At 33.9% G+C, this 22,446-nt stretch carries 20 protein-coding genes and 1 pseudogene; 2 read left to right on the forward strand and 19 right to left on the reverse strand.

Features of this window, described 5'->3' with window-relative positions; all coding sequences use genetic code 11:
- Positions 1-73 precede the first annotated feature (73 nt).
- Complete coding sequence (locus tag SM9_RS10560; RefSeq protein ID WP_058740101.1) at positions 74-1,525, reverse strand: sodium-dependent transporter; 1,452 nt, start codon at positions 1,523-1,525, stop codon at positions 74-76.
- A 103-nt stretch (positions 1,526-1,628) separates the two neighbouring features.
- Here SM9_RS10560 and SM9_RS10565 point away from each other — a divergent pair, with 103 nt between their 5' ends.
- Complete coding sequence (locus SM9_RS10565) at positions 1,629-2,006, forward strand: DUF4258 domain-containing protein (protein ID WP_058740359.1); 378 nt, start codon at positions 1,629-1,631, stop codon at positions 2,004-2,006.
- Between the two features lies 1 nt (position 2,007).
- Positions 2,008-2,697, forward strand: coding sequence for a nitroreductase family protein (locus SM9_RS10570; RefSeq protein WP_058740102.1), 690 nt, complete (start codon positions 2,008-2,010; stop codon positions 2,695-2,697).
- A 7-nt stretch (positions 2,698-2,704) separates the two neighbouring features.
- On the opposite strand, the gene SM9_RS10575 is transcribed toward SM9_RS10570, so the two are convergent.
- The 18 genes and pseudogenes from SM9_RS10575 to topA form a co-directional block, all read right to left on the reverse strand.
- On the reverse strand, positions 2,705-3,790 hold the full coding sequence (locus SM9_RS10575) for a CapA family protein (protein WP_058740103.1): 1,086 nt from the start codon (positions 3,788-3,790) through the stop codon (positions 2,705-2,707).
- 3 nt (positions 3,791-3,793) lie between these two features.
- Positions 3,794-5,338, reverse strand: coding sequence for a signal recognition particle-docking protein FtsY (ftsY, locus tag SM9_RS10580; protein ID WP_394326125.1), 1,545 nt, complete (start codon positions 5,336-5,338; stop codon positions 3,794-3,796).
- Positions 5,339-5,634: 296 nt separating this feature from the next.
- Complete coding sequence (locus SM9_RS10585; protein ID WP_058740105.1) at positions 5,635-8,382, reverse strand: hypothetical protein; 2,748 nt, start codon at positions 8,380-8,382, stop codon at positions 5,635-5,637.
- A 69-nt stretch (positions 8,383-8,451) separates the two neighbouring features.
- Positions 8,452-10,713, reverse strand: coding sequence for a collagen binding domain-containing protein (locus SM9_RS10590; protein ID WP_232299129.1), 2,262 nt, complete (start codon positions 10,711-10,713; stop codon positions 8,452-8,454).
- A 134-nt stretch (positions 10,714-10,847) separates the two neighbouring features.
- Positions 10,848-11,279: a prefoldin subunit alpha gene (gene pfdA / locus SM9_RS10595; protein WP_058740107.1), complete on the reverse strand. Its 432-nt coding sequence runs from the start codon at positions 11,277-11,279 to the stop codon at positions 10,848-10,850.
- A gap of 22 nt (positions 11,280-11,301) precedes the next feature.
- Positions 11,302-11,526 carry a 50S ribosomal protein L18Ae gene (gene rpl18a, locus SM9_RS10600; protein WP_058740108.1) on the reverse strand — a complete coding sequence of 75 codons (225 nt, stop codon included), beginning with the start codon at positions 11,524-11,526 and terminating at the stop codon, positions 11,302-11,304.
- A 20-nt stretch (positions 11,527-11,546) separates the two neighbouring features.
- The gene (locus SM9_RS10605) at positions 11,547-12,218 is read right to left on the reverse strand and encodes a translation initiation factor IF-6 (RefSeq protein WP_058740109.1); all 672 of its coding nucleotides are present in this window, start codon (positions 12,216-12,218) and stop codon (positions 11,547-11,549) included.
- A gap of 42 nt (positions 12,219-12,260) precedes the next feature.
- Positions 12,261-12,506: a 50S ribosomal protein L31e gene (locus SM9_RS10610; protein WP_058740110.1), complete on the reverse strand. Its 246-nt coding sequence runs from the start codon at positions 12,504-12,506 to the stop codon at positions 12,261-12,263.
- Between the two features lie 11 nt (positions 12,507-12,517).
- The gene (locus SM9_RS10615; protein ID WP_004032463.1) at positions 12,518-12,673 is read right to left on the reverse strand and encodes a 50S ribosomal protein L39e; all 156 of its coding nucleotides are present in this window, start codon (positions 12,671-12,673) and stop codon (positions 12,518-12,520) included.
- 29 nt (positions 12,674-12,702) lie between these two features.
- Positions 12,703-13,284: a DUF7411 family protein gene (locus SM9_RS10620; protein ID WP_058740111.1), complete on the reverse strand. Its 582-nt coding sequence runs from the start codon at positions 13,282-13,284 to the stop codon at positions 12,703-12,705.
- A gap of 5 nt (positions 13,285-13,289) precedes the next feature.
- The gene (locus tag SM9_RS10625; RefSeq protein WP_058740112.1) at positions 13,290-13,655 is read right to left on the reverse strand and encodes a DNA-binding protein; all 366 of its coding nucleotides are present in this window, start codon (positions 13,653-13,655) and stop codon (positions 13,290-13,292) included.
- 334 nt (positions 13,656-13,989) lie between these two features.
- Positions 13,990-14,424 (reverse strand): annotated as a pseudogene (locus tag SM9_RS10630) (30S ribosomal protein S19e); the annotation flags it as partial.
- Between the two features lie 98 nt (positions 14,425-14,522).
- On the reverse strand, positions 14,523-14,780 hold the full coding sequence (locus SM9_RS10635; protein ID WP_058740113.1) for a YhbY family RNA-binding protein: 258 nt from the start codon (positions 14,778-14,780) through the stop codon (positions 14,523-14,525).
- The gene (locus SM9_RS10640) at positions 14,749-15,114 is read right to left on the reverse strand and encodes a ribonuclease P protein component 4 (protein WP_058740114.1); all 366 of its coding nucleotides are present in this window, start codon (positions 15,112-15,114) and stop codon (positions 14,749-14,751) included. The genes SM9_RS10635 and SM9_RS10640 overlap by 32 nt, the downstream gene beginning before the upstream one ends.
- A 305-nt stretch (positions 15,115-15,419) precedes the next feature.
- The gene (locus SM9_RS10645; protein WP_058740115.1) at positions 15,420-15,962 is read right to left on the reverse strand and encodes an adenylate kinase family protein; all 543 of its coding nucleotides are present in this window, start codon (positions 15,960-15,962) and stop codon (positions 15,420-15,422) included.
- Between the two features lie 7 nt (positions 15,963-15,969).
- Positions 15,970-17,064 carry an OBG GTPase family GTP-binding protein gene (locus tag SM9_RS10650; protein ID WP_058740116.1) on the reverse strand — a complete coding sequence of 365 codons (1,095 nt, stop codon included), beginning with the start codon at positions 17,062-17,064 and terminating at the stop codon, positions 15,970-15,972.
- A gap of 57 nt (positions 17,065-17,121) precedes the next feature.
- Complete coding sequence (locus SM9_RS10655) at positions 17,122-19,848, reverse strand: STT3 domain-containing protein (protein WP_058740117.1); 2,727 nt, start codon at positions 19,846-19,848, stop codon at positions 17,122-17,124.
- Between the two features lie 355 nt (positions 19,849-20,203).
- The gene (topA, locus tag SM9_RS10660) at positions 20,204-22,363 is read right to left on the reverse strand and encodes a DNA topoisomerase I (protein ID WP_058740118.1); all 2,160 of its coding nucleotides are present in this window, start codon (positions 22,361-22,363) and stop codon (positions 20,204-20,206) included.
- Between the last annotated feature and the right edge of the window lie 83 nt (positions 22,364-22,446).

Raw genomic sequence — 22,446 nt, forward strand, 5'->3', positions numbered from 1 at the left:
TACTACATATACAAAACATCTGAGGAAATACTTGAAAGATTAAATAAGATAACAGGTAAAATAAAAAAAAGAGTTAGTTGGTTGCTTTATATCTGGTTAAAGCAAAACTAACAACTAAAACTGCCACAATAATAATGGCATCAATCATCAATTCGAAAGGTGCTGCATTACCAAATAGCTTGATAATACCGATTACCCAAATTACGATTAAAAATATAGGCAAAATATATTTAATAACTGTTTTCCACAATGTTCCAACTTTTAATATACCATTTTCATTTAAAATTGGTATGAACTTGTCCAAGCCGTAGAACCATGCGAATATGATACATTGAACACCGATGAGAATCAATATTCCAAACTCATTTACAAAACTGTCAATGATTCCAACCAGATAGCTGCTTATTCCTGTAGTCAGCATCAATGAGAATATACATCCAATAATGGACAATATTGTTGCTGCTTTTTTACGGGACATGTTTAATTTGATTGCAAGTGAATTGAGCATTGGTTCCAAAAATCCTAAAGCTGATGTTATTCCTGCAAATAAAATTGCTAAAAACAGTAATGGTGCAAGCACACGTCCAATTGGCCCCATAATATTGAATATCATAGGGAAAACAATGAATATAAGACCTGTACCTTCAGTAATTAGCTGTATCATCGGCGTTCCGGCTGTATGAGACATATATCCCAAAATTGAAAATACACCGAATGCGGTACATACTTCAAAAAGGGAGTTTGATGCAACAACAATTAAAACATTATCTGTCAAACGAGAGTTTTTAGGTAAATAGCTAGCATAAGTTACAGCAATAGCCTGACCCATACTCAATGAAAAGATTATCTGTGCAAATGCCGCAAGCCAAATGTTAACATCAAGTAATTTTGACCAGTCAGGTGTCAAAAGAGTATTGATACCTATTCCGGCACCAGGCAATGTTAATGCATAAATAATGATAAATCCCATTATGACAAATAATGAAGGAATGAGGACTTTTGAAAATTTACCTATTCCCTGATCAACATCTTTGTGGGAAATGAACCATAATACAACCCACAATAATGCTACACATATAGTTGTTGGGATTAGTAAAAATCCTGCTGACTCTAAATTAGAGCTTCCACCAACAGTATGGGTGAAATATGATACAGTATCCGTTCCCCATCCGAATGTGAAACTAGATAAAAGATATACCAAGTCCCAGCTCAATATAACCATATAATAAATAACTACTATAAAAACAAAAGATACTAAAATCCAGGCAATAACTTCATATTTTGGGTTGATTTTTTTCAAAATATTGGAAAACGAGTCCTTAAAACTGAAACCGACTGCATATTCCAATATCAAAAAAGGAATACCCATTATGGCTATTGCGATTAAATATGGGATAAAAAATGATCCTCCACCATTAGAATAAAGCACATAACTAAAACGCCAGATGTTACCTAAACCAACTGCCGCCCCAATCATTGCAAAAATAAATGATAAAGATGAATCCCATTGACCATGTTCACTCATAATAATAATATATGTTTATTCATTATTTAAATAATTAATAATAAAATTTAGATAGATTTGAAAATCAATATATTTATTTAATCTATAAATCAACCTTAATATGATGAAAGTTTTTGACAAATTTATTCTTGGGGATACTGAAAGTATAGACTGGTGCTTTGAAAATACTCATTTCAATCAAAGACTCGCCCAAAATGGAATTAAAAGAGAATATATTGTCGATACGGTAATGTATGAAGAGCCATTGAGATATGAAAAAAGCGGAAATGATGAATATGAGGTAATATATGAAGCGCCAGCAAACAAGGATTACAAAGAGCTTAAGCTAATATTTGCATGTCATGGAAACACAATTGACCTTGTTACAATAATGCCTAACTTTCAAACAGCAACCAATCGCCAGAAGAAGAAATACCAATCAGACAAAAGAAAGGATATTGAAAAAAAGCGTTTGAAAGCTATAGCAAAAAGGAAATGGTAAAATGGACTTGTCAGACCAGATTTATAAAAGAAAATCCTGCAGAAAATATAGTGATGATGAAATTGACATGAGTGCAATCAGAGAGTTTATGGATAACGTAAAGCCATTGGACTCAAAAATCAACTATTCATATGAAATTTTGACAAAAGATGAGCTCAACATACGAACCAGATGGAATGCACCATATTACTTAGCATTATATTCCCAGAAAAAAGAAAATTATGGTGTTAATATCGGATTCATATTTCAGCAGCTCAGCCTATTTCTTCAAAGCCTGGATATTGGAAGCTGCTGGGTTGGCATGGCATCAATCAAAGAAAACAAACCGGATTTTGTAATCACAATAGCTTTTGGAAAATCAAATGACCTGACCAGAGACATTTCACAGTTCAAAAGAAAAGGATTATCAGAAATCTCAGATAGTGAAGATGAAAGGCTAATACCTGCACAGCTGGCACCGTCAGCCGTCAACTCACAGCCATGGTATTTCAAGCACACAGATGATGGATTTGATGTCTATAAGGTCAGACACAACATCGTGAAAAGAAAGATACTTGGAAAATGGAATGATGTTGATATAGGAATAGCACTATCCCATTTATATGTTTCAAATCCCGATACTTTTGAATTTAAATTTGAAAATAAAAAAGATTTGAAAGGATATGAATATATCGGACCATTGAAAATTTAAAAGAGGATTATTTATTATCCTCTGTTAAATTAAATACTAATTTTCCTGTTCCGTTTTCAGTGATGTTTAACTGGTCACACTGTGGAGATAAACTCTGAAGGAAAGACTTTCCGCTTTCAGGTGACATCAGGTAAGGCAAATATCCGCTGAGAGTAACCGGATAAACAGTCAATACACCGGTATCATTAACCAGATCTATTCGAACCATATAATCATTCAATGTTGATTCTGTTCCCAAATCGAACATGAAGTTTCCTAAACTGTAGCAGATTGGTTTTCCCTTATACATTTCAATTCCCTGAGGCACATGAGGGTGAGCTCCAATTACAATGTCTGCACCATTGTCAATAAGTTCATGGGCTATTTTTTCCTGATCCTGATTTGGAGACATTGAATATTCATTTCCAAAATGGAGTGATGCAATTATAAAGTCTGAACCGTTTCCACGAGCATCAGAAATCTGTTTTTGAGCATCAGCTGAATCGTATGCAGAATAGCCCGGTGAAGATCCGTTTGCATAAGGCAGCGCCTCATAGCCGTATTCTGCAAAATTGTTTGAATCCATATAATTAAGTACAGTAATGTTGCGCCCGTTAATATCTTTTGATACGGCCTTATGAGCATCATCTTCATTATCACCTGCACCCACTGTAGTTATGCCTGCATCATTGAGATATTTGATTGTATCATGCATTCCATCAATACCATAATCACATACATGGTTGTTTGCAAGTGTTGCAATGGTATTGTTGTTTGCCTTTGCAAGAGGAACGTAACTAGGATCACATTTCAATGGAACATCACCTTTAACTGCATTTTCAGAATTTGTTGCTGCATTTTCAAAGTTGATTATAAGCAAATCAACATTTGATGATACATTGGAAACACCTGCAAATGGGGATTTGTCCATACTTAAAACACCTGCCATGTTACGTGCAAACATTACGTCTCCTGTAACCGCTATTGAAGCATTTCCCTTTGCCTGGGCAGGTTGAATCTGACCATTGTTGGTCAAAAAAGTTGCTGATGCTGCAATTATAAGTAAAACAACTAAAATAGCAACAAGAGCAATTATCAATTTATTTACTTTCATTGTTTATTCCTCAACAGCCACCTCATCCTCACTGAATAGCTGATTTAGCATCCAGTCAGCATCATATTCCATGATGTCATCATATCCCTGACCCATACCCAAGAACATGATAGGTTTTTTGATTACATAACCAATAGATAATGATGCACCACCTTTACTGTCTGCATCGGCCTTGGTCAGGATTACACCGTCAATGTCAATAGCTTCATTGAATTTTACCGCCTGTTGGGTTGCATCGTTACCCGTCAATGCATCACCTACAAAGATGACCAAATCAGGATTGGAAACCCTTTTGATTTTTTTCATTTCATCCATAAGGTTTGTATTAGTCTGCATTCTTCCAGCAGTATCAATCAATACCAATTCTTTTCCTTGTGCTTTTGCATGTTCAACTGCATCATATGCAACTGCTGCAGGATCTGATCCCTTCTGGTGCTTTATGATTTTTACTCCAACATTGTCTGCATGATGAGTAACCTGTTCGATAGCTCCTGCACGGAATGTGTCTGAAGCCGCAATGACTGGAGTGTATCCTTTCTTCAAGTAGTAATTAGCCAATTTACCAATAGTTGTTGTTTTTCCAGTTCCGTTAATACCGACAAACATCACTACCAATGGCTCTCCCTGAGCTTTTTTCTCTTCAATCATTTCGGTCATGGATTTTCCCGGAACATCAATGATTTCTGCAACTGCATTTCTTAAAGCATTGTAAGTGTATTCTGTGATGTCACTGCTTCTTTTGATTTTACGGCCGACAAGATCATCCTTTACAGAATCGACAACTTCAGTAGCCACTTCCATTGCAACGTCCCCTTCCAAAAGGCCCATTTCAAGTTCCCATAATGTGTCTTCAACATGTTTTTCTGAAATGGTCTTTTCACGAACGAATGAGAATAATCCTCCACTTCCTTCAGGAGAATCATCATCTTTATTCTTGTTTCTTGACCAGAAGTGTGATTTTTCTTCTTTTTCTTCTTCATCATCAGAAGTTTCCTCTTCTTTTTTATCGTCCTTTTTATCTCTGGACCAGAAATGAGATTTTTTTTCCTCTTTTACAGGTTCTTCAGCAGAAACTTCCTCATCAACAGATTCAACCTCATCAGGAACTTCCTCTTCGACGGACTCACCATCAGATTCAACCTCATCAGAAACTTCTTCTGCTTTTTTATCTTCAGAGTCTTCTTTTTTATCGTCTTTCCTACCCCAAGACCAGAAGCGAGATTTTTTCTCTTCTTTAACAGGTTCCTCAACGATTTCTTCTTCATCCTGAGATTCAACCTCCACAGGAGATTCATCCCCAACAACCTCATCGACAGATTGCTCTTCATCAGAAGTTTCATCTTCTTTTTTATCGTCCTTTTTGCCCCTAGACCAGAAATGAGATTTTTTCTCTTCGGCCAGTTTCTCTTCACCGGAAGTTTCTTCATCGGATTCAATCAATTTGGACTCATCAACACTCTCTTCTTTTTTCTTGCGTCCAAAAGAGAAAAATGAACGTTTTTTACCTTCTTCCTCTTGAAGATTGTCTTCTTGTTTTGCTTCTTCAATAAGCTCTTCTTCTAATTTATCACTTGTTCGTGACAATTTCTTTTTCAATGATTCAAACAAAATTAACCCAACCTTTTAGTTTTATTAAAAGTGTTTAATTATAACTTATTTATATTTTTTATAGTATTTAAAAGAAATTTAAAATCAGATTAATGAAACGAAATAAAATCAATTAAATAAAAAATAGCTTTGATTATTATAATAGTAACTCTTGTAAATATAAAAATAATAAAAAAAGAAATTAGTTAAATTAATAACTAATTTTAAAATGTAAAATTTAAATAGGTTTATCTAGATTAAGACATTTTTAAACTGTTAAAATTGATGAAGTTTGTAACACCCCATCTAAACATGACAACACCTCTTGCACCGCCGTCCAGGGAAGCCTGCGCATCACCAGTCAACTCTGAAACAGACAGTCTTGTAATATCATCATCAGACCTGTATGCCTGAAGTCCGCTCCATACCTGCGCACCGTTTGAATTGTCAACAAACCATTTAGTCGTGCTTTTAATCCAAGCAGTGCCTTGATTGTAATTACCCTTATAAATCATAGGAAGAACGAAGTCCAAATATTTTGTCAAAGTTGAATAATCCTGACCGTCATAGTAAAGCATATTATTCGGTTCAGGCATTAATGCAGCAGAAACCAAACAGTTAGGATTGATGGATTTAACTGCATCAACAGCAGTCTTTACAAAATAATTAATGGATTCAGCAGCCTTTGGGAAATTATAAGCGGTTCCGCCGAATCTCAAATAGTCAAAGTGAACACCGCTTACGCCGGCTACGCTTGCATAGTATTTTGCCTGATTGACCTTTGAGTTGATTAGATCATAGTTATATGTTCCGTCCTTGTTTGATATTCCGTGCCATCCTCCGTCATAAGCTATCTGCATCCAGATATGGACTTTTATTCCATAGTTGTTTGCCTGCCTAATCCGGGAGGCAACACTGCTTTCCCCATAAGCTGTAAATGCATATGAATGAAGGAAAATGTGCTGTGTTCCCTGAGAAGCCAAGCTTGCAAGGTTTAAGTCATACATATTGCTATATAATACCCAATATCCGTAGCCGTATGCAATCTGTGAGGTTATTGCCAATTTTGCAGAGCCTGAAGATGGAGCATAAGTCTTGTCTCCTGCAAATGAGTATTGAACATCATATGAGCCTTCAGCATAATCATCAATGTCAATATGCACCACACCATCTGAATCTGTTTTTTGATTATATGTTTTAGATCCAATTTTAACGGTAATTTCACGATTAGGCAATACTTTGTCTGCCTTTAATTCAAGGTTATATGTAATTCCTGAATTTTTATGGAAAGTTGAACCTGTAAGAACAGTCAAGGTAGTTTTGACTCTTGAATTTACTGTCAAAATTGATGAATTTGAACAAGGTAAAAACTCATCATTACCCGCATAATAATATTTTATGGAATATTTTCCTGCATTTAAATTAATAGTTATGTTTACAAGACCATTCTCGTTAGTTTCACGAGTATAATTTACTCCATTAATTTCAATAATTACCTTTTCATTAGGCAATACGATGGAATCGACATACAAACATGCAAATAGCTGATCACCACATCCTTCATTTACCTGAAAAGTCATTGGGACTATAAGGGTTTTTGTATTTTCTATGACTGAAATTTTAGAGAAGTTTGATGTGAATTTATATCCAGTTCCATTATAAAAAATCCTGGCATTATAAATTCCTCCTGAAACATCAACATTGAATTTTGCAACACCATTGTCATCTGTCACTGCTGAGAGAACTTTTGAGCCAATTCCCATATAAACAGTCTGATTTGCAAATTCTTTATTGTTTTTATCATACAATTTTATTTCATAGTCATTATTCATTAAAATCAAAGCATCTTCACATACAATTTTTACCTTGATGCCACCATATGTTTCAACTGTTGATTTAGCTGATGAAGCTCCATAGACTGAATTTGCATCATGAGTAAATGTTAATGAATAGTTTCCCTGCTTCAAATTCAAATTGAAACATGCTACACCATCATCATCAGTAACAGTAGAATATTTGTTATTGCCAATGACCAAATCAATTGTCTCGCCGCTGACACCATAATTCAACTTGTTGGTTAATCTGGCCTTTATCGTATCATCATCATTCTGTTGGAAAACATAGTTTTGTGTAGTCAGTTTTGTCTCGGAATTTGCATTGACAACAATTGTGTTTGAAGTTAGCTCACCTGTAAGCAAATTGTTGGCTGTAATGATATATTTTCCAGCAGGTAAATTTATGTTGAGTTTTGCATTACCGTTTTTGTCAGCCAAACGAGTATAAAATACTCCATTGACATTGAACTCAACATTTGTAAATCCCATACGATTACCCGAATAATCTCTGACGGTTACCCAGTATTGATGGCTGTCTCTGTAAATCTTATTCAGATTGCTTCCGTTGATGGTTGAAAGAACACGAATATAATTTGAAAATGAGAATCCGTCACGTGGATTGTATGCTGTCAATATGTAATTTCCAGAATTCAGATTAATGTTTAATTTTGCAACACCGTTCTGATTGGTGTGACGAGTATAGAACACACCGTTAATGTTGAACGTTACTTCCTCATTATCCAAAACCTCGCCATCACTTCCCAAAAAAGTGGCAAAGTATTGAGAATCATTTTTGTAATATTTAACCAAATCATTTCCACTTATTGTAGGCAAAACATTTACATTAACAGATTTGTTTGAAGGAGAATACTGGTTATTTCCTAAAAAATATATATTTGCCAAGTATTTTCCGGGAATCAGATTTATGGCTATTGAAGCCTTTCCATCATCGTTAGTGGTTCTAGTATAATTCTGATTATTGATACTGAATACCAAATCACAATCCGGCAAAGGATTATCATTTAAATCATTTAACTCTGCACTTAAACGTGTTCCATTTTTATAATACATAGATATATCATTTGCATCTATATTGACATCCTCTAATGTTGAAGTAGAATTTTCATCAGCACATACTAAAGACATGCTTAAAAATAATACTAGAACCATAGAGAACAGATAATATTTCCTAATAAAAAAACCCCCACAATTTTTTAAATAATAAAATAAATTAAGCGATTAAGCCTCATTTTTAACAGTAATTTTGTTGTTTATATTATATTCATCATAGGATGAAGTTACGATATATTCACCATCCGCCAAATTGACAATTAGATTGGCAATTCCTTCGCTGTCGGTTACATTTGTGTATATGACGCCATTAATATTAAAATCTATGCTTTGATTTGCATAAGGTTTACCTTGTCCGTCAATTAATCTTGCCTTGAAGTTTGTTGCATTTGTATGACTTACAGCATCATCTGCAAACAATACCGGAAGGATAGTTACTATATTAGTATACTTTAATGAATTATATTCCGCAGTTACGACATAAGATCCCGGCTGCAATCTTAAATTGAGATTTGCATAACCTGATTCATTAGTGGTTCTTGTATAGAATACACCATTGATGTTGAATTTAACATCAGCATTCGCTAAAGGATTGCCGACATTATCCAATACCTTGATTGAATATGCAGAATCATTTCTGTAATACTTTGTTATGTCATGGCCGTCAACCAAAACAGGCAAAACCTTAACATTGTTACTGTGCTGTTCGCCGTTGTTCGGATTAATTGCAGTTAAAATATAATCTCCAGGATTTAAATTTATATTCAATTTAGCCTGACCATTGTTATCGGTTGTTCTTGTGTAAAATACACCATTAATATTAAATTGAACACCAACATTAACCAAAGGTTTTCCAGATGCATCCAAGAATTTAGCATAATATTGAGTGTCGTTTCTGTACATTTTTACAATGTCATTTCCTGAAATAGTATGTAAAACATTAACGTTCGCTGTTGTGCTGTTTTTACCAAAAGCACCAGCATAACTTGCAGAGACAGTATAATTTCCTGAATTTAAATTTAATGCAATTGAAGCCAATCCATTGTCATTTGTGGTTTTTACATAGTCAACACCATTGACATTTATAGTGACATTTTGGCCAGAAATTCCATCATTGTTTACATCCTTCAAGTATACATTGAACCTTTCAGAACCTTTATAATATTTTTTAACATCATTTGCTGAAATTAAAGCACCATATTCATTTACTTTTAATTTAATGCTATTGACAAAATTATTATTAAGTGAATATACCAAATCAGATTTTCCGGATTTAACTGCCTTGAGTGAAAGGGTGATGAAATTTTGACTGTTACAATCATTCAAATACCATGTTACAACGCGGGGAGCGGCATCATAAGTAAATGTTCCTTTTGAAAGGGTGGCTGTGTTGAAATCAAAGCCTTCGGGAATAGCGAATCTAACAACAGGATTTGATTTTGCAATATAATTTACTTGATAAGTTAAATCTATTTTTTCTCCAACTATGTATGATTTGACCGGAGACAATAACTTAAAGATTTCAACAGCACTGTTTGAAAAGACATGGGTCCCTAAACCTAATTTGCCGGGAGTAGCCGGAAGAGAAGACCTGGAAATATAATTATTAAAGAAATAAATATTATCTGCCAGGGATGAAGTTGACCTTCCAACACCCGCACCGTTGTCATTTGATGCATACACATCAACACTATAGGATAATCCGTTAGATGACTCGGACAGTTTCCAATGGTAAGTCATGAGATTTCTTCTGTTGACCCCATAGGAATCAGTATAACCTATCCTAATTGCTTCATCAACAGGACTTGCAGCAGTGTTGAATGTTGATTTTTGAGAATATGAGTATACGTTAGGACATACCACAAACTGTCCAGGCTCCAATTTTCCGGTATGATGTAAGTTTGCAAATGCAACACCATAAGTTCCATCGTTTGCCTTGATTACAAAATGACCCATGGAATATCTGGCGAGGATGTTGTGAATTCTTGAAAGATAACTGTCTGAAATTTGATTGTTTACAACCATTTCACTGGCAATGCTTTCAATTTGTCTGAATACACTGCCGTCAGTTATACCACCATTACCAATGAGCCATCCGTTAGATGTTACAATCGAATGGACAAAATAGCCATCAGGATTTTTATATTGCTTTACATATTCGATATCTCCCCATTTACCGCTTTCAACAATGATATCAAGAGCATTTGTTGCATCCCGCCTATGGGAGATAACGCCTTCATTATCGCTTACATGAAGAACAATAGAGCTGCACTCACTTAATTCAATCAAATCATCATCACTGTTTGTTTCCATATCAACAATTGGAGAACCGTCAGCATACTGTTCTACAATTACATCATCATTTATTTGTGTTTCTTGAGCAACTGTTCCATTTATCGAATCATCAGCTGAAACAAATGAAATGCTCAACAGAAAAACAATTGTTAAAATAAAAATAAAAAATTTTGAATATTTTTTAATTTAAAACACCTCATAAGAAAATTATGTTAGAAGTGATAAAAATATATTGCTAAAAAAAGAAAAAAGAAAAGAGTTATAAGTAATTAATATCCGGTTACGCTACCCTGAGCTGCAGCTTGAATTTGTTGAGCCTGACCTTGAAGATTTGCCAAAATGTCAGTGACTTGCTGTAAGTTAGCCAACATTTTATCTAAGCTGTCTTCCAAATCTTTTTTCTGCCCAGCAATAATTTTCTTAGCGCCTTCAGCATCTTTTTTAATAGCGTATCCTGCACCAATACTTATAATAATTTCATCAGTGTCTTTGAGTTCCCCTTTAATGAAAGAACCAGCACCCACAGGTACAAAAGCCTCAACAGACTTTTCACCATTCAAATCATCTAAAGTGTTGGATAATGCATCGACTTCACCAATGGAAGCTTGAATTAATTCGATTTGCTGGCGAATTAAATCTGCTTGTTGATTGTATGCATTAATTTCATTAATGAGTTCATTCATTTTTTGCTGATCTTCCATAATAACACCTCTTAAAGTGCGATTATAAAATTTCTTTTACAATTGGGTCTACAACATCTTCAGGAGCAATTTCAGTGATTTCAGAAATTTTAATTTGGTTTCTGTTAATACCGTGTTTGCTTCCGAAACGTTCATAAATTTTTTGTTTAATATCAGCTTCACTGGTAGCTTTATATTCTTTTACAAATTTATGAAAATCATCACCCATTACAAAAGTACCTTTAACTCTGTAAATTTTAGTTATCATATTAATCCCTCAGATTGTAATTATAAATCATCTAAAAAGCCTAATGCCTCTTCAACTCTAGCCATTTCAGGACCAGTACTGTCTTTAGCAACAATTGCCCCATTTGAATTAGCAATGGAACATGCGCCAACTAAAGAAATACCTCTTCCAACAGTACCGACGTCTCCTTCAACACCAAATACTTTACGAGAAAAGTCAACTTCACTTTCAACAGCCGTGCTACTAATTAAAAATCCCTTGTTGGTTACGGATATCAATGATCCGATAATGTCACTTCCAACCATGGAGGTTGCTTCAACATCAACATCCAATGTGGATTCAATAGTGTTAATAGCATCTTCAGACAGGAACGGACTTACGATAGCACCATTGTCATTGGCCGCAACAATATTTCCAACTGCAGTATAATTGCCAGGAATTGCTGCCACTTCAAGACCTAATTCCTTAAACTGTTCAACTTCTCTATCCAAAACATGTGGGGAAACAACAATACCTTTGGAATTGGCTACAGATAAAGATCCAATAAGGCTACTTCCAGAAACAGAAGACTTAACAGCAGGAACCTCCAAAGTTTCCTCAACCAATTTGACTTTTTCGTCAATTAAGTTATAAGGAACAATAGCAACATCATCAGTTACCTGAATGAAAACTCCAATATTAGGATTTCCTACAACATCGATTCTTCTTAACATATTGTCACCTCACTTGTCAAGTATTTGAAAAAAGTACAATAGCTATTCTGCTAAAGTAGCTTCTACAACACCATCATCATCTTTAACTGCTTTTACAGTAATTTTAGAAGGTATTTTTTGAATACCTCTTGCCCAAATTACATGATTGATAGATTCATCAAGTTTGACTTCTTCTGCTTTCATGTGTTTGGTTAAGAAATTTTTAACTTCCCTAATAGCTCTAGGAGCTCTGATAGTCCTTTTGACATTTTTTACATTTCTAAGTGGAATAGTGTAAACTCTTTCCATGATAAATCCCCCTATAATTTAAGGCTGTTTCTTCTCCAATGTCTAGGTTTAGGTCTGTATCTAAGTTTACGATTAGTTTTAGCATAAGCCCAGATTGGAATTCTCCTATTTTGTTTGTTTGCTTTTGCCATCCTTAATTTTTTAGCTAATGGTTTATTTCTACTCATTTTTTCACCTGTGAATAAAGTATAATAAATTATTTATATCCTATAACTCGAGTTTGATAATGTTCCGGAAATATGTCTAGAGAATTTCCTCCCTTCTCATCAATCAAAGTCCTTATTTCAACCTCATAATCTGAGCTGTTATCCTTATTGCTCTTTTCATGAGATATTTCAAATAGATTAGATGTTATTAATTTAACAGATTTGTGACCAAAACTATCCAAATTAATGTATTGAACATTCTTTCTATCTTCAAGGCTCCTTATCTGATTGATATTGAGTTTTGGAGTTCTGTCATCCCTTCTTGTACCGTCGGCAATAATATCATATCTATCAGCAACTTCTTCAATAACTGTTTCATGAATAAACTTTATTCCATCATTTGGAAAGCCATCATTCATAATCATGTCACAGGTCTTATCTAAAATCTCAAAATCCAAATCCAAGACTTTATGATTGAAACCCAATGATTCTGCTGATTTGCTGGCAGGAATATATGAATCATAAACACCGAAATTTGCAGTGCATAATTCAACATCAAGACCTAATCTTTTAAGCATTACTGCCATGAAAGATGAATCCTTACCACCACTATACAATACAGCCGCTTTCATGAGTACTATTTCCTTGTAATTTTAATCTCCCTTTTTTGACCAGCAATTTGTCTTAAAAGAACTTTTAACTGATCATCAGTGACTTTTCCTCTTAAACTACCCGCCTGAGCAGATTGAATCAATTGAAGTTCAATTTGATTAACAAGTTCCGGTTTGGTTAATTTAAGATTAGCCAATCTGTTACGAGCTTCAGAAGTCATAATCTGACCTAAAATCTGTTTTTTCTGAGCTTCAAATTTTGCCTGTGCCTCTTGCTGTTGCATTTGTTGAGCAGCAACCTGTTGCTGTTGCGCTTGTTGCTGTTGTGCAGCAGCTTGCTGTGCTTGCAACTCAGCCATTCTTTTTTGACGAATTTCATCAAGATCGCTCATATCAAACTCTCCAATATAAATTTTAATTATCCGTTATAAGTTCAGAATATAATTATTTTCTCCTTAAAGATGAAAGTAGTGAATCAACAGCATTATCTAAATCTTCTTTGTTTAATGAAGAAATTGATTCAAATACTGGTTTGGAATGTCTTTCTTTTACATCATCACTAAATTCTTTAATTGCTTTTGATATGTGTTCATGTCCTGCGTCAATTTTAGAAATTGCATTAATGAACTCATCTTTATCAGCATCTTCGATTTTGGAATTTTCTTTTATTGCTGAACTTAATCTGTTAAGAAAATTAGAATGAATTTCAGATTCAGATTGGTTACTAAATTTTGCAAGTTCAGGAATATCTTTAATGATTTCACCAGCGGTTTTATCTAAAAAGGATCTTCCTTTAGGAGAAACAACTCTTCCTCCTTCAACTTTTTCAACTAAACCTGCGTCTTCTAATTGGTGAAGAGCATTTCTAATGATAGCTCCACTACCTTTTCTAAATACTTCAGGAGTTACACCACGGTCTTTTTTACCACCGTAGAAAGTTCTTAAACTCATTACTCCAACAGGTCCATCCATGTACACTCTTCTAATGATAGATGCACATCTTACATACCACCAATCAGCATTTTCTGGTTTTCTTTCTTTGTGAACACCAGTTTTAACAAAATTGGACCATGCAGGGGAATTGATTTTATCATTTTCTTTAAATTCTTCTGCGACTTTTTTAATTAATAAATCTGCAGGTACATCAAATACAGTAGTCATATTAATTCTCCAATATTTTATTAAATAATTGTCCTCTTAATCCACTGTAAATTTAAGACCTAAAAAATAGGGCCTGTAACTCTAAATTTAAGTAATTCTTAAGGCTTTTTTTTGTAAATTACAGCAACATGTCCTCTAACATCGATTAATTTACATCGAGTTTTTTCGACAATCTCTGCAATATAAGTATCTTTATCTCTAGCGATATTTTTTGCAAATTTAAGTTTGACAATTTCATTAGCCTTAAGCTGGCGTTTGATTTCTTCAATGACATTGTCATTGACACCACTTTTACCAATGTTAATTGTCATCGCGGAAAGAGCTCTATTCATCATTTCTTTTTTGGATTGACTCATATCTAGCTCTCCTTTTATTTTTCTTTTCCTTACTGTAAGGAATTCTCATAACATGGCCACATTCTCCACAAAAAATGTTGACTTTCTCGTCAACGAGCCGGACGGACGAATTATGACCATAGTAAAGGAACTTACCGCAATTCCGACAATACCTTCTAGACCATTTTTCCGGAATTTTGGTATTGTACTTTGTGGACAATCTTCTAGCTAATTCAACATATCGATCAGACCGTTCGGGATGGGTGATGAATTCCATCTCAGCACGCTCAAAAAGAATGTTCATTCTTTCAATAGCTATATCAATCATCCATTTAGGTCTTTTTCCTCTACTCAAAAATATCCTCCTTAATTGTCGGATATAATATTCAAAAATTGAATTAAAATGATTTGCGCAAATTAAAACAAAAACCATAGTTAAATGATAACCTTAGGTTAACATGAATATTAAAAATAAATATGAATTTCAACATTAATAAATGTTATGCAAAACCTGAAAAATATCAAAAAATCTGTTGAAAAATACATGAAATTAAATGAAAAGTAACTTTCATAATCTGAAATGAAAGTATTGAAACTGCAATTAAAATAATGCTAAACTATATTATTTAAAAAGACCATGATAATAAAATAAAAATAAACCTATTGATGTGTGAGTAGCCAATCCATGAAATCAATTTCACCAAAAGTTAGTTCTTTTTTATTGTTGACAACATCTAAAAGTATTGAAACAACATCATCAACATCCAAATTGCTGACATCCAATTCATATACATTATTTTCATAAATATCTAAACTTTCAGCCGAACATACGCCCAATGCTTCAGCTTCAAGATTTTCATGAATTTTAGCATCCGAATAATTTCTTAAAGCCAATCTTTCTTTTAAAATTTCAGGCCTGCATCTCAATATAATCAACTTATCGGCACCTGAGCACAGATGAGACAAATGACCTTCAACAATAAGATTATCTGTTTTTGAAATAATATCTAAAAGAAGTTCGTTTAAAGCATCAATATCGATGACCTTATATCCTTTATCTTCATCAATGCCTAAAACTAAATTGTTAGAAATAGCTAAGTCATTAACTTTAACTAATTCCCAATTTAATTTCCCGGCCAATATTTCGCTGACGGTGGTCTTTCCAGTGCATGGAGTTCCACTGATAAAAATAATATTGGACATAAATATCTTATTTTTTTAATATGATTCTTAAAACATCCTCATCATCCAAAACATGATCAGGCCCAACCTTTTGACCCGGAAACTTGACTGATGTTCCCCATACTTTTGCATGACGGAAGTTTTTAACGAATTCTCTGTGAAGTTTTCCACAAGCATCTATTACGGTAGAACCCTTTTTGATAACCAACGGATCTTCCATATCTGCTTTTCTTCCTTGAGGTTTAAGATAAACCCTAACCAAATCCAAATTATCAAATATCAAATCCTTTAACTCGTCAATATTTGTCTTTTTATCTGCAGAAATAGGAATGAACTCCGGAATGTACTTTTTAAGTTCTTCCAAGTAATTTTCATCAACTAAATCGACCTTATTCAATAAAATCAGCATAGGAACATATGTTTTATTCCTGTCCAAAACATCAATGAACTGGTCAATAGTCACATCGTCCCTGAACAGAACATCGGCATTATGCATTCCATACTCATTAATGATAGATCTTATAGTCTTTTCATCCAAGTGAGTTAAAGGACAAGTTGATGAAACCTTTACACCACCGAGCTTTTTTCTGTTGACTGTAACGTCAGGTGGGCGTTCATTAGGTCTTATACCAATATTTCTTAGTTCTTTTAAAATAACATCCAAATGCTGTGGATTTAAAGTATCTAAAACAATTAAAATCAAATCTGCTGTTCTTGCAACAGACAGTATTTCTTTTCCTCTTCCTTTACCGCTACTTGCTCCAGTGATAATTCCAGGAATATCAAAAACTTGTATCTTTGCATTCTTATGTTCCATGACACCGGGAACAATATCTAAAGTTGTAAATTGATAAGCACCAACCTTACTTTCAGCATTAGTAATTTCATTCAATAATGTAGATTTACCAACAGACGGAAATCCCACAAGCACAACTGTTGCATCACCAGTTTTTTTCATGTGAAACCCCTGACCCTTATGGCCAGAGCTGCTGCGTTGAAGAGATTCCTCCTTCAATCTTGAAAGTTTAGCTTTTAATTTTCCAATATGGTGTGAAGTAGCTTTATTATATGGTGTCTTTTGAATTTCTTCCTCAATGTCTTTAATTTTATCCTCAATACCCATTAAATCACCATATTAATTTTAAAATATAAAAAAAGAGATTGGAAAAAATATTCCAATCTATCTGTTTGTTGTGTTAGTAGAGGCGGATCCTCCACCAGCAACAGTATTGTTAAAGTTCACTTGCCACAATGATACACCGTTTTCCATATGAACCATTGTGAATACATTTTGATTTGCACCACCCAACAAGTATAATTGAGTAAACATGGAATTGGCCAATTTGTTATCAATCAATATTGGAGTGTATACATTACTCTCACCCATCAGGAACAATGTGTAGTTTGCATTTTCCACATTTCCGACAGATTCGTTTTTAACCAGATATCCATCCTCAATTACCATGATATTGGAAATATTCAATGGGTTATATGTAGAACCGTTAATAACAATTTCACTGTTATTGTATGTAGACAATGCTTCAGTGTATGCAGTTGTTGAATTGTTTCCTTGTCCTCTTTCAATAACTGCATTTACAAGTAAACCAGACTGGTTAAGTAACGGAAGTTTACCAACGGAGTTAGGTTCAACAGTTACCTGTTTGGTAGGCACATAGTAGTTGTAGTTTTGAGAACTTTGGTTTGTAAAGTTCCAGTCACCGAAGTAACTCCACCAACCCGCTTTTTGAAGCATATCTGAACTTGCAACAAACATTACAGGACGTGGATTTGCAGGGTGAGTGCCGTTTACAACTTGTTGAGCCTGTTCATTAGTCAAATGATAATTATTGACTAATGTATCGGTAGCGTTCTGTGCAGTCATAGGTAAAATTTCTTTAAGAATTTCAGTTGTTTTACCATAATCTCCGGTGAAATTATATAAATCTTCTTGAGGTTTAGTACCTGAACTATCAAGCATTCTGAAGATACCTGCAGAATATTCTAAATCGCTCGTCGTCATCGCCTGACCCAGCCAGTATGCACGGTCACCTGACTGAGAACCTCCATCGAATGTTACTTGTCTATCAGCAGCAATCTCAAAGAGGTAACCGAAGTCCCACCAGGATGTAATTACAGTATTGTTTTCTGTATTCTCATTAATCCAAGTCATTGCATTCCACATCGGATCGCTAGTACCCGGAACTACTTGATTTGAAGTTACATATGCACCGCAAACCGTAGGTGATACTAAAGCAAGAACAACAAGCACGACAGCTATGTAATTCTTGATAGGAACACGGGTAGTGTCTGCAGACTTGTTTTGTTTGAGATAAATTGAAGCTAATCCAACAGCTAATAATACAACCAACAATATTAATCCATACATTAAATTGATTTGAGTTAATGGATAAGCTGCAAGAGCTGCACAAAGAATAACAATAACAGCCAGTAATTTATCATTCTTCAATTTATTCTTAAAGTAATCAGTTACATAACCTACAAATATACCAGTCATCAATCCAAATGGCAATACAATAGTAGTAATGAACCTTGAACCTCTAGTAACTGCTAAAATAGTAATTACTGTCCAAACCAAAAACAAACAAGCATATAAAATAGTAATACGTTTGGTTTGAGAAATTTCATCTTGAGTGCTGCCAAATGAAGTTAACTGACCAAGAGATAATTTGAATTTTTTACTGTCATCAATTTTTTTAGAAGCGGAAACTCTATTCGCCTTGCTTGGTTTTGCATTAGTAGTTTTTGGTTTAGTGACATTTCTGAGTTTGAATACTCTGGAAACCAATATATATAATACAATCAAACCGGCGAATAATACAGATATTCCACCAATACCGTTTACTACACCATTGGAATTAGCTAAGAATGCTGAACCCATTCCAGCACCAAGCAGGTTTGGCATTTGCATCTCTGCAACAGAAATAAGTACGTTAGGGAAACCACCAACAACTGTACCGGCAGATTGCAATGAAAGTAATCCAAACAAGGTACCGAAAATTCCTAATACGCCATCAATACCTCTGAAAGCGGCAAGTCCTATAAAACCAATAACCAAAAGCAAAATAATTGACAGCACTTCTTTCTGGCGAATAAACCATATCAGCTTATTGGAGTACTGTTCTTGATTATTCTCTCCGACATTAAATATAAAGCATGCAATTAAATATACTACAGCAAATATTCCCATTAAACCGACGTAAAAGATATAACCCGTCCATGATATGGAGAACAGTCCTATTGAAATAATAGATAAAATTGCATAAATTACTTTCAAAGCCAGATTATCCGTTCGTATACATTCAACAAAGAAGAATATGAAGAATAGCGAGAATATGTAATAAAACATATCTGTATCGAAAAATCCTGGGAATGTGTGTGCAAAGTAGTTTGGAGCCAATGCAATAATTAATGTGGCGGTGATTGCACCAAAATCATTGGTTAATCTTCTAGCAAAAATAAATGCAGGAATAACTGCCAAAGATGCTATAATTGCACCAGTCCAAAATGCAACTTCCCTAATGCCATGAGATCCGAAGTACTGATTAGCAATATCATGTAAAAATGACGTTATATATACAATACCAAACTCATAATCGATTACATTACCATCAGGCGCATACCTATGCATATCCATCTGTGTACCATTACCATAATCTATATCTCCAACATGGCCATTATTTACATAATTTTCCGTCAACCTTAAGTTATAATATGAATCCATTTCACTAAAATAAGGAAGACCGGAGGAATCAACATAATCCCCTTTTATTTCATTAGGAAGAATATTGAGGTCGGCCGCAGGAGCTCTTAATGCAAAAACAACAGCTAAAAGAATCATTATAATGACAATTGATTTAGCTACTGTTATTATTGTTTGTCTATTCATTAAAATCCTCTATTTCAGTTTTATTTTAAATTAAAAATTAATTATAAGAGTAATTGAACAATATAACAAAAAAGTTATATATTCTTAGGTTATGCACTAAAGTGCAAGATTACTAAGCAATCCCCCTGTTCAAGGGTTAACAATTAATAAACCAAATATTATTTAGTTAATTAACAAATAATGCAATTTTAATTCGAAGAATTAAATTATATCGCATATGATAAAAATATTATGATACATAGATATCGAAAATATTTCTATTAATGTATATATATTATTTTTAACATTATTAAGTATTTGCATATAATTTAAAATAATTGAAAAAAAAGTCAAATTTAAAAAAATAAAAATTAAGTTATTTTTTAAGTTTATATTTCAACTCATCCAATGCACATGTAAATCTGCATCTAGGAAAACCTTTGCAACCTACAAAGTCACCATAACGTCCGGAACGTTTAATCAAATCTCTTCCACACTCAGGACATTTGCCAAGAACTTCAATTTGCTCAGGTTCAAGGTGTTCCTTACCGCAATTGGAATCCAGACAAGCATGCTTAGGCGGTTTGCTTCCAAATGAAATTATAGGCAATCCGCATTTATCACATGTTTTCTTCAAGAACCGTGCACCCTTAGGGATTGAGTAGGTATTATTACAGTCAGGATAATTGGAACAACCAACAAAATAGCTTTTGTTTTTAGGAGAGTACCTTTTAATAAGATTTCCACCACATTTACACTTACCTACAATATTACTTTCCTGATAAGCATCATAAAGTTTGGATCCTATTTCATCAGTATTCTTATCGATATCAACTAGAATCTCTTTAACATCCTTTTCTCCCTCATTAATAACACTATCTTTTGTTGTTTTTTCCTTATTAATACCTTCAAGCTTATCTTCCAAGTCTCTAGTCAATTCTTCACTAGTCAAATTGTTACAATAGCTGCTTAATGTATCAATAAGATTCTTACCCAACTGATTAACAGATATCTTATTGCCGTCTATATATTTACGGTCATAGAGCTTGTCAATGATATCGGCACGAGTAGCCTTTGTACCAAGTTCCCTTTTTTCCAATTCCTTAATTAAAGAAGCCTGATTATAACGGGCAGGAGGTTTAGTCTCTTTTTCATCAGAAATAAGTTCCTTAACACTCATTGAATCTCCCTCCTTAACCTCAGGGAATTTTTCATCATCGATTTTTCTGAACGGATAATGTTCCATCCATCCCTTATGGGTAACTCTTCTGCGTCTGAAGCGGAACTTTTCGCCCTCAATGTCTAAGGTAGTGCTCATTGATTCGAATTTTGCGGCTTCGAAAAATACAGAAATAAAGCGATAAACAATCAAATCATATATTTTTTGCTCATCTTTAGACAATCCTGACGGAAGAATTCCTGTAGGATGTATAGCAGGGTGTGCTTCATCATCCTTTTTACCGTTGTTAGGTTTTAATTTAGCAGGCAATTGAGAAATGTGTTTTCTATAATCATTATTTTGAGCCAATTGTTTGAAAATAGATGGGAAATCAAGGCTTTCAGGTAATTTTTGGGATGAAGTACGTGGATAAGATGTATAACCTGAACTGTAAAGGTTTTGGGCAATGACCTGAGTTCTTTTAGGAGTAAATCCAAATACATTATATGCTTCAGACTGCAATCCTCCCAAATTGAATGGAACCGGAGGTCTTGTAGTTGAATTGGAAAAATCAATATTATCTACAGTAGCATCCTTTCCCTGACATTTATTGAATATTTCCTCAGCCCTTTCACGGTCAAAAATGTTTCCATCAACATGCTTGATTTCAATATCTTCAAAATCTAGAATGGCTCTGATAACCCAGTAAGGTTCAGGGACAAATTCTTCAATTTCTTTTTCACGATCTACCAAAATAGATAATGTGGGAGTTTGAACACGACCTACAGATAATTTTAAAAATCGTTTTTTAGATTTGCGAACCGCATTTGATAGAGCAATGGAAATATTCATTCCAAAATAATAATCCAGAATATGGCGAGCAATACCGTTGTCCACCTGATGCATATCTATATTGATTTTATTTTCATAAGCATCAATTATGTCTTTTTTAGTTAAAGTTGAAAATTTCATACGAGAAGCTTTAGATAATGAATCTTCACCACAAGCATATTTTAAAGCATTATATCCAATCAAAGTACCTTCAACATCGTAATCGCATGCATGGACATAAGAATCAGCACCTTTACCAAACTTTTGAATAGCCCTTACATAATCACGAGTGTATCCACTAGTTTTCTTATTGACCTCATATGCAGGTGCCCAGTGCAAGTTGAATGAGATGCTACTTTTAGAAGTATTTGGGATTAATGAGTATAAATGACCAACACCTGATAAAACAGTTATATCTTTTGAATCTCTGTTCAATGTCCAATATTTAATTTTTTTATTGTATAAATTTTTTTTAGCCTTAGAAGACAATGCTTTTGCTATTTTTTCAGCAGAACTAGGCTTCTCACAAATAATTACTTCATGCATTCTAACAATTACCCCATATAATTTTCTCAATATATAGATAAAATATAGAATAAATTATCATATATAAAAATTTCTATGAAAAA

The organism is Methanobrevibacter millerae, assembly GCF_001477655.1.
Taxonomy (GTDB): Archaea; Methanobacteriota; Methanobacteria; order Methanobacteriales; family Methanobacteriaceae; genus Methanocatella; species Methanocatella millerae_A.

What these genes read in the sequence shown, in the direction of transcription:
- SM9_RS10560 (WP_058740101.1), bottom strand. Translation starts at nt 1,525, where the DNA reads ATGAGTGAACATGGTCAATGGGATTCATCTTTATCATTTATTTTTGCA.
- SM9_RS10565 (WP_058740359.1), top strand. Translation starts at nt 1,629, where the DNA reads ATGAAAGTTTTTGACAAATTTATTCTTGGGGATACTGAAAGTATAGAC.
- SM9_RS10570 (WP_058740102.1), top strand. Translation starts at nt 2,008, where the DNA reads ATGGACTTGTCAGACCAGATTTATAAAAGAAAATCCTGCAGAAAATAT.
- SM9_RS10575 (WP_058740103.1), bottom strand. Translation starts at nt 3,790, where the DNA reads ATGAAAGTAAATAAATTGATAATTGCTCTTGTTGCTATTTTAGTTGTT.
- SM9_RS10585 (WP_058740105.1), bottom strand. Translation starts at nt 8,382, where the DNA reads ATGGTTCTAGTATTATTTTTAAGCATGTCTTTAGTATGTGCTGATGAA.
- pfdA (WP_058740107.1), bottom strand. Translation starts at nt 11,279, where the DNA reads ATGGAAGATCAGCAAAAAATGAATGAACTCATTAATGAAATTAATGCA.
- rpl18a (WP_058740108.1), bottom strand. Translation starts at nt 11,526, where the DNA reads ATGATAACTAAAATTTACAGAGTTAAAGGTACTTTTGTAATGGGTGAT.
- SM9_RS10605 (WP_058740109.1), bottom strand. Translation starts at nt 12,218, where the DNA reads ATGTTAAGAAGAATCGATGTTGTAGGAAATCCTAATATTGGAGTTTTC.
- SM9_RS10610 (WP_058740110.1), bottom strand. Translation starts at nt 12,506, where the DNA reads ATGGAAAGAGTTTACACTATTCCACTTAGAAATGTAAAAAATGTCAAA.
- SM9_RS10615 (WP_004032463.1), bottom strand. Translation starts at nt 12,673, where the DNA reads ATGAGTAGAAATAAACCATTAGCTAAAAAATTAAGGATGGCAAAAGCA.
- SM9_RS10620 (WP_058740111.1), bottom strand. Translation starts at nt 13,284, where the DNA reads ATGAAAGCGGCTGTATTGTATAGTGGTGGTAAGGATTCATCTTTCATG.
- SM9_RS10625 (WP_058740112.1), bottom strand. Translation starts at nt 13,655, where the DNA reads ATGAGCGATCTTGATGAAATTCGTCAAAAAAGAATGGCTGAGTTGCAA.
- SM9_RS10635 (WP_058740113.1), bottom strand. Translation starts at nt 14,780, where the DNA reads ATGAGTCAATCCAAAAAAGAAATGATGAATAGAGCTCTTTCCGCGATG.
- SM9_RS10645 (WP_058740115.1), bottom strand. Translation starts at nt 15,962, where the DNA reads ATGTCCAATATTATTTTTATCAGTGGAACTCCATGCACTGGAAAGACC.
- SM9_RS10650 (WP_058740116.1), bottom strand. Translation starts at nt 17,064, where the DNA reads ATGGGTATTGAGGATAAAATTAAAGACATTGAGGAAGAAATTCAAAAG.
- SM9_RS10655 (WP_058740117.1), bottom strand. Translation starts at nt 19,848, where the DNA reads ATGAATAGACAAACAATAATAACAGTAGCTAAATCAATTGTCATTATA.
- topA (WP_058740118.1), bottom strand. Translation starts at nt 22,363, where the DNA reads ATGCATGAAGTAATTATTTGTGAGAAGCCTAGTTCTGCTGAAAAAATA.